Source organism: Rhabdonatronobacter sediminivivens (assembly GCF_013415485.1).
Classification (GTDB): domain Bacteria; phylum Pseudomonadota; class Alphaproteobacteria; order Rhodobacterales; family Rhodobacteraceae; genus Rhabdonatronobacter; species Rhabdonatronobacter sediminivivens.
In genome coordinates this window covers 1-6,789 of record NZ_JACBXS010000077.1, presented here as the reverse complement: position 1 = coordinate 6,789, position 6,789 = coordinate 1, and the positions used below count along the sequence as shown (strand labels likewise).

6 protein-coding genes are annotated in these 6,789 nt (G+C 63.1%); all 6 read left to right on the top strand.

The features are described 5' to 3' along the window. Positions 1-144 precede the first annotated feature (144 nt). The 6 genes from HUK65_RS17720 (at position 145) to HUK65_RS17695 (ending at position 6,466) form a co-directional block, all read left to right on the top strand. Positions 145-705, top strand: a complete 561-nt coding sequence (locus HUK65_RS17720) for a hypothetical protein (protein ID WP_179907592.1) — start codon at positions 145-147, stop codon at positions 703-705. A 250-nt stretch (positions 706-955) separates the two neighbouring features. Then, a complete protein-coding gene (locus tag HUK65_RS17715; RefSeq protein ID WP_179907591.1) occupies positions 956-1,228 on the top strand; it encodes a hypothetical protein in 273 nt (90 codons plus the stop codon). 1,065 nt (positions 1,229-2,293) lie between these two features. Further along, the gene (locus HUK65_RS17710; protein ID WP_179907590.1) at positions 2,294-2,554 is read left to right on the top strand and encodes a WGR domain-containing protein; all 261 of its coding nucleotides are present in this window, start codon (positions 2,294-2,296) and stop codon (positions 2,552-2,554) included. A 732-nt stretch (positions 2,555-3,286) separates the two neighbouring features. After that, positions 3,287-4,507 carry a hypothetical protein gene (locus HUK65_RS17705; RefSeq protein WP_179907589.1) on the top strand — a complete coding sequence of 407 codons (1,221 nt, stop codon included), beginning with the start codon at positions 3,287-3,289 and terminating at the stop codon, positions 4,505-4,507. A gap of 427 nt (positions 4,508-4,934) precedes the next feature. Then, complete coding sequence (locus tag HUK65_RS17700; protein ID WP_179907588.1) at positions 4,935-5,159, top strand: helix-turn-helix domain-containing protein; 225 nt, start codon at positions 4,935-4,937, stop codon at positions 5,157-5,159. A gap of 2 nt (positions 5,160-5,161) precedes the next feature. Continuing rightward, positions 5,162-6,466: a type II toxin-antitoxin system HipA family toxin gene (locus HUK65_RS17695; RefSeq protein ID WP_179907587.1), complete on the top strand. Its 1,305-nt coding sequence runs from the start codon at positions 5,162-5,164 to the stop codon at positions 6,464-6,466. Positions 6,467-6,789: the final 323 nt, after the last annotated feature.

Below are 6,789 nucleotides of genomic sequence, written 5' to 3'. Positions count from 1 at the left end.
CTCCGTTCTGTGTCGCAACTGAACAGAATCACAACCTGCTGAATTCACTCAACTCATTTCCGATTGGCCTCTAAGGTATTTGGAAGCCATCGACTGCGGGCGCGGACACCATTCTGTCGACCTTGCAGCAGAAAGGAGATCAACATGGATCGTCGCAGCCTGTTCTTGATGATCGGCGCCAGCGCGCTGGTGGCATGTGCGCCGCAGCCCTATTCCAACCCTCTCAGCCGCGAGGCGCGTGCCGGATTGGCGTTTTCCCGCTTCGACGTTGTAACCACCGGCGCCAGCTTCGATAGCAGTATGGCGGCCAACTATGCGAGCAGGCTTGGTGCGGATCTGGCCGCAGCACTGAGATCCGAGTTTTCGGACCGCGTCGGCGCTGATGGCGTGGTGATGAATGTCGAGATTGCCCGCTTCAATCTGGCTGGATCGACGCGCACCGCGATGGGGCGCGATCAATCGCAGCTTCAGGGCAGCGTGCGGATCATCGACCGTGCAGGCCGTCTGCTAGCCACATATCCGATCCAGGTTGTGGCGGGAGCTGCCGCAGAGACACGCACAGGTGCGCTGGCACGCGCCGCCGTGACGACCACAGACGGCTTCTACCGTGGTTTGCTGTCCGGTTTCGCCCGCACCAGTCGCGAGCAGATCCTTGGCTCAGACCTTCCGGGGCAGCGCCTGCTTCGTCGCGTCACAGCAGAGTGACGCTGGTCTCCAAGGCACACTCTGCTGGTCCGGTCCGACCATTGGCGCTAACTTTCTGGTTTTCGGCCGTCAGTCGAACTGTGCCACGCGCTGGAGCGCATATGCGGTGTATGTGTGGGCGGTGCAGGGGTGACAACTGCAAGCACCATCGCGCAACCTGTGCCCGCCGCCCGCCATGCCATTCATTGACGGGGGTGACAGGGAGCGCATAGGTATAGATATCGCCCGCAAGCAGCACGGCTTCGGAAACATGACCGACGATGACGACGAGCCCAACATCGTGACCTCAAGCAAGAGCCAGTCGGTGCTGATCGACGGCGTGCGCTTCAGTATCGAGATCTATCGCCTGGAGACCGACAGCGCCTGGACGCTCGAAGTGGTGGACCCGGAGAAGACGAGCCATGTCTGGGACGAGCAGTTCGCCTCGGACAGCGACGCCTGCGACGCAGCGATCAAGGCGATCGAGAGCGAGGGCGCGGTGGCCTTCATGCGCGGTGACAACGTGATCCCGTTTCGGTCGTAGGATTTCTACGCATATTCGTCCCGCCATGGTTCCATCGATCGACCCCACATTCGAGCCATTTCCGCAAGACGCCCGAGTGGGCACCGCGTAGGATTCCTACGATGGGCCATAACCGAGGAGCGTGGCGCCGATGCAGAGCCAGCCATCGATCCCGGCTTGCCGCCTTTCCCGATCCCCGTGGCAGCTCGAATGGTGGTCGCGCCAGAGCGCCCGAGAGTGTCGCTGACGGGCATCTCGGTCGGGTGAGTCACAACTGCCAGCGTAATATAGGAACGCGCCCAGAACGGCCTCCAGTGCGCTCCCGGGGTGCTCGGCGATGTGCCGGAGCGGTCACGGCTGCCGCCTTGGCTGGACGCGATCCCGAAGGCAACCATTAACCACACCGACCGCGCGCAGGTGGCTCGACGGCGTTGACCATACCACCGCGCATGGCATAGTCAGCGGCACACACCAACCCGGCCGGGACAGCCCATGACCGACGATGACGACGAGCCCAACATCGTGACCTCTAGCAAGAGCATGGCGGTGCTGATCGACGGCCTGCGCTTCAGGATCGAGATCTACCGGCTGGAGACCGACAGCGCCTGAAAGCTCGAAGTAGTGGACCCGGAGAACACGAGCCATGTCTGGGACGAGCACTTCGCCTCGGACAGCGACGCCTGCGACGCAGCGATCAAGGCAGTCGACAATATCGACGTTAGGAGCCCACCAGAGACATTCAGACGCGCCTTCCCACCAGATTGCCCCGAGACAAGCCTCACGGAAATTTAGTCATTTGCGACCGCAGCAAGCCAACCGATAGTCATGATGGCTGACCGAGCGCCAGATTCGCTATGCGGGTCGCTGAGCGGCATCATCGCCGCCAAGCTGTGAGTGGTCGCAAAATGCAGAGATGCCCGCTCAGCGACTCTCTGAGCGCGTTTGCGAGCATGTCATCATGGGGGTAGCTGAAGCTTGCTCGAAAGGCACAGATTTCCCATCCGCATCGAAGCGTCATTTGCGATTGGCCATCATTCCAAGCTGCGATAACGTCAACAGGCAGGCACAGACCCTGAGGAGACCGTCATGCTGACACTGCTCTGTCATCGCGTGACAGATGATGCGGCCGCAACACCGATGCATTTCTACCGTGTCGATGTCACTTACAACCTGTTCGGCGAATATACCGTGATGCGCGCATGGGGTCAGGTCGGATCGAGGGGCCGCTATGCGAATGCGTGGTTCGGAAACCTTCGTGATGCGATCGTAGTTGCCGACCAGTCATATCGTCGCGCGACAGGTCGGGGTTATCGCTTGACCGAAAAGGTGTTCGCGTCAGCTGCGTGAATGCCGTTTTGAAGATCACGAGCTCGGTGCCTGATAGAACGCTGGGCTGCTCGACACCCGCCGAAGTAGCGCGATGCCGTTTCGGTCGTAGCACTTCTACGCGCGCGTGGGTCGATCACCGTTCCATCGATCGACCCCACATTCGAGCCTTTTCCGCAAGGCGCCCGAGTGGGCAGGGCACCGCGTAGGATTCCTACGATGGGCTGCGACCACAGAGTCGATCGCAGATGCAAAGCCTTCCACCGGTCCCGGCATGCTGCCTTTCCTGATCCCCGTGGCGGCTGGAATGGCGACCGCACCAGGGCGCCCGAGAGCGTCGCTGACGGGCATCTCGGTCGGGTGAGTCAATACACCAGCAGCACACTGTAGGAACGCGCCCAGAACGGCCTCCAGTGCGCCGGTGGGGTGGCTCAGGGTGCGCAGGCGAGGTCATGGTGGACGTCCTGGCCGGACGCGATCTCGAAGGCAGCGTGAAGCTTCCCCGACGCCGAGTAGCGCCGGAAGCAGCTGAACGGCGACACATGGCACACGGCACACGAACCCGCTCAGAACCTGCCGAAGGTCGGGATCTGGCGCAGTTCCCCGTCTGGGTCGTCAGGATCGACCGGAACGGTATCCTCGTCAGGCAGAACTTTCGTTTCAACATGGCGCGGGCGGTTTTCTTCCATCCCAGCGAACACTTCCCACTTCGCGGCGTATGGGCAGAGAAGACATCATGCCAGGACCCTTCTCGTGCCCATTCCCATCCCGACGATAGCCGATCTGCCCTTCGCCAAGACGCCCACGCCCGCATTGCAGCTTCCGCACCGGCTCGTTCCGGTCAGCTTCACCCAGGCCCGTCTCCGGGGGCGCCAGATGCTGGTGCCCGACCTCGATCTCGGTGCCTACAGGTTCCGGGCGCTGATCGACTGGATCGAGTTCCGCATGCGGTTCAGCCGTGGCGTGCAGGTCCAGCAGCTCCAGCCCGTGATGCTGCAGGTTTTCGGCCGGAACGCCCATATCGTCGCCGAGGACAAGGGGCCGGGCGGGGTGTTCACGCGCTGCAGGATCAAGGTGCAGGAACCGCCAAACCTGGCCATGGTTGCGAAAGCCCATCAGGCGTTGGTCAGCACCTTCGGGGAGACCGAACGCTCGTGGGTGACCGGGATCGAGATCAGCATCGATGCCTACCCCAAGACGCCGTGCCCGATCGCCCGCGCCCGGCTGCTGGGTGCCATGCAGCGCACGATCTGGACGGACCGGGATATCTGGACGGACACGAACAGTCGGCCGCGCTCGGTCTTCGGGGGCGCGAAGCAGACCTTCAAGCTCTCGCCCGGACCGGAGATGGACGCAGATGGCGATGCACGGACGGAACCGGGTCGGCACGTTATGCCGGTCGTGGATGGCACCATGCTGCTGGGCGCCCGATATGATGACCTGATGATCCGGGTGATGGAAAAGGTGATCGACAGACAGCGCCTGGATGGCACGCATCAGCGCCTGACCGAGAGCGAGAAGCGAGTGCGGATCGAGGTGACGCTGAGGGGAAATGCGCTGCTCGACTACGGGCTGGTCCACATGGATGCGCTGAACCGCGTCCGGTTCATGACGCTGCAGAAGGACTGCTTCCGGTTCAAGCTGCCGACCTTCGATCCGAGGATGCCGATCAGCAAGGGCGTGGACCTTGCCCACAACCGTGGCCAGGCACGGCAGGCAGAGACCTACCTGCGCGCTGGCATCACCGGGCTCATGGTTCGCGACGCGGTCATGCAGAGGCGGCGGGCGCAGGTCCGACGTCAGGCGATCAGGGCACTGAAGGCGATGGGCAGACCCGTTCCGAATGCCCTGTCCGCGCGCCGCGCGCCCGCGCTTGTCTCCTACGAGGAACTGAACCGTAGGGTGGTGATCGCGCTCCAGCATCTCGACAAGAGAGAGCAGACTGCGTGGAGGAGGATGGAGGGGAAGCTGTGAGGGTGTGTGTGGGGAGGTAGGGTGTGAGATGTGTTCAGGGGAGGTGAGGCAGGTAGGGATAAGTGCTTACTTAGCAGTTAGAAGGCGCCGAAATGGCCAGAATTCCATGCGATCAAGCCAGCAAGGCCGCTCGGCTTCTCCCAAGACCCGTTCCCGCGCGCGGAATTGTTGTAGCAACCTGCAGATATCGATCTGCGCGCCATGACCAGCGAGAGCGACCCGAAGACAGTCTGCTGACCCGGCATGTAGATCGATCTACATCCTTGCGCCGCCGTCCAGCTCCCGGTCGCAGTCGCGACGCGCCAGATCAACGATCGCCGATGTCAGCGCCTTGAGCAAGTCCAGGCCACGGAATTTCAATGATCGTTGACATCATGTTGGATCTGCCTCATCTTCGTTGCTCACATCAACGGTCATTCATTCCATCATGCAGCCGAACGCGCCCATACCGATCCAGACCCCAGCCGAGCTTGGTCGCGCGATCCGCGCGCGACGACTGGAGCTTGGGCTGCAGCAGGCCGAGGTTGCCATGCAGAGCGGGGTGTCGACACCGACCGTCAGCGCCATCGAGAACGGCAAGGTGACCGCGCGCATCGGCCTCGTGCTGCAGATCTGCCGTGACCTGGGCCTGCGGATCCGGCTGGAGAGCTGAGCATGCCCCGGCTCGATCTCGACGTGTTTCTTGAAGCGCATCCTGAACCGATCGGGCGCCTGACCCGCGTCAACGATGGCATCATGGGCTTTCGCTACCTGACGGACGCACTGACGCACCCGCTGTCCCTGTCGCTGCCCCTGCGCGAAGAGCCCTTCACCGATGCCGAGACGCGCGGCTTCTTCGCCAACCTCCTGTTCGAGAACGCACAGCGCGAGCAGGTCATGCAGCGCCATGGCCTGGATTTCTCGGATATCGTCGGGTTACTGGAACATCTCGGCGGCGACTGCCCCGGCGCGGTCTCCTGCGTGCCCGTCGGCGCAGGTCCGGCGAAGACGCCCGGCGATCTGTTGACTGACTACGATCCGCTGGATGATGCCGAGTTACAGCGCATCATGGCCTCGCTGCGCGATCGCCGCCGGGTGCCCGACGACACCCGCGATCCCTCGCCACTGGCAGGTGTGCAGGGCAAGATCGCGCTGACGCAGCTGCCGGATGGTCGCTTCGCCCTGCCCAGGCGCGGGCTGAATGTGCCCACGACCCACATCCTGAAGGTGCCGCGACCGGGGGAGATGACCTCGGTCGCACAGGAGCATCTGGTGATGAGACTGATGGCCGAACTGCAGCGCCACCCTGTCGCCGAGACACGCTGCCTCGGCGAGGACGACCTGCAGGGCCTGCTCGTCACCCGCTTCGACCGCGTGATCGCCGACGCCACGGTGCGCCGACTGCACCAGGAGGATTTCGCGCAAGCCCTCGGCCTTGGTCCGCATCTGAAATACGAACGCAACGGCAGTGGCGCGCGACGTTTCTCGGCTGAAGCTGTTGGACGGTTGCTGATGGCGACCGCCCAGCCCGGCCCCTCGCGCCAGGCCTTCCTTGAGGTAACGCTGGTCAATCTGGTGCTCGGCAACACCGACAACCACGCCAAGAACCATGCGCTGCTCCACGATGGCCCACGCCCGTCCTTCGCGCCTGTCTATGACGCGCTGCCGGTGCTGATCGACGATCAGGTCACCCATCAACTGGCATTCGATATCGGCCGTGCCCGGATGACCGACGAGATCACCCCTTCCGATCTCGATACCTTCATCCGCGCGCTTGGCTTTCCCAGGACGACCCCGAGGCTGCTGAACCAGCTGCACCAGATCGTGACCGCGGCAGTCGCGCGCATCCCCGAGATGTCCGGCCCGGCGCGCAAGCGGATCGGCGACGCGATGGCCGAGCAGACCCGCGCGTTGGCGGCGGCGCTGGAGATGAGCATCGACATCCCCGGGCGCGACCTGGTGGTGCTGAACCGGCCGTGAGCGAGAGGCATCGCGGATCAGCACGGCGCGAGCATGGTGGTCCATGACCGCGGTGCACATGCCGAATGGCGAGACAGCTGATGTGGACGCGATGACGCTTTCCGGAAGACGCAGCCGTCCCGGTCGCAGCCCGATGGACGACCGCGCCACGACGATTGTCTGTGATCTGCGATGCGATCTTGCTGTGTCATCAGTGCACATCGGACTTGACCTTGGCCAAGTTCCGGGCATAGGAGCTCGCGCGCCCTAGCCTTCCTGCGTAACGCCGACTGGTCTCAGCGCCAAGCCAATGGTTTCCAAGAGGACCGTTATGGACGGAATTC

Bases quoted from the DNA above. Each gene is read 5' to 3' on its own strand.
- HUK65_RS17710 (WP_179907590.1), top strand. From the start codon at position 2,294: ATGCTGACACTGCTCTGTCATCGCGTGACAGATGATGCGGCCGCAACA.
- HUK65_RS17720 (WP_179907592.1), top strand. From the start codon at position 145: ATGGATCGTCGCAGCCTGTTCTTGATGATCGGCGCCAGCGCGCTGGTG.
- HUK65_RS17695 (WP_179907587.1), top strand. From the start codon at position 5,162: ATGCCCCGGCTCGATCTCGACGTGTTTCTTGAAGCGCATCCTGAACCG.
- HUK65_RS17715 (WP_179907591.1), top strand. From the start codon at position 956: ATGACCGACGATGACGACGAGCCCAACATCGTGACCTCAAGCAAGAGC.
- HUK65_RS17700 (WP_179907588.1), top strand. From the start codon at position 4,935: ATGCAGCCGAACGCGCCCATACCGATCCAGACCCCAGCCGAGCTTGGT.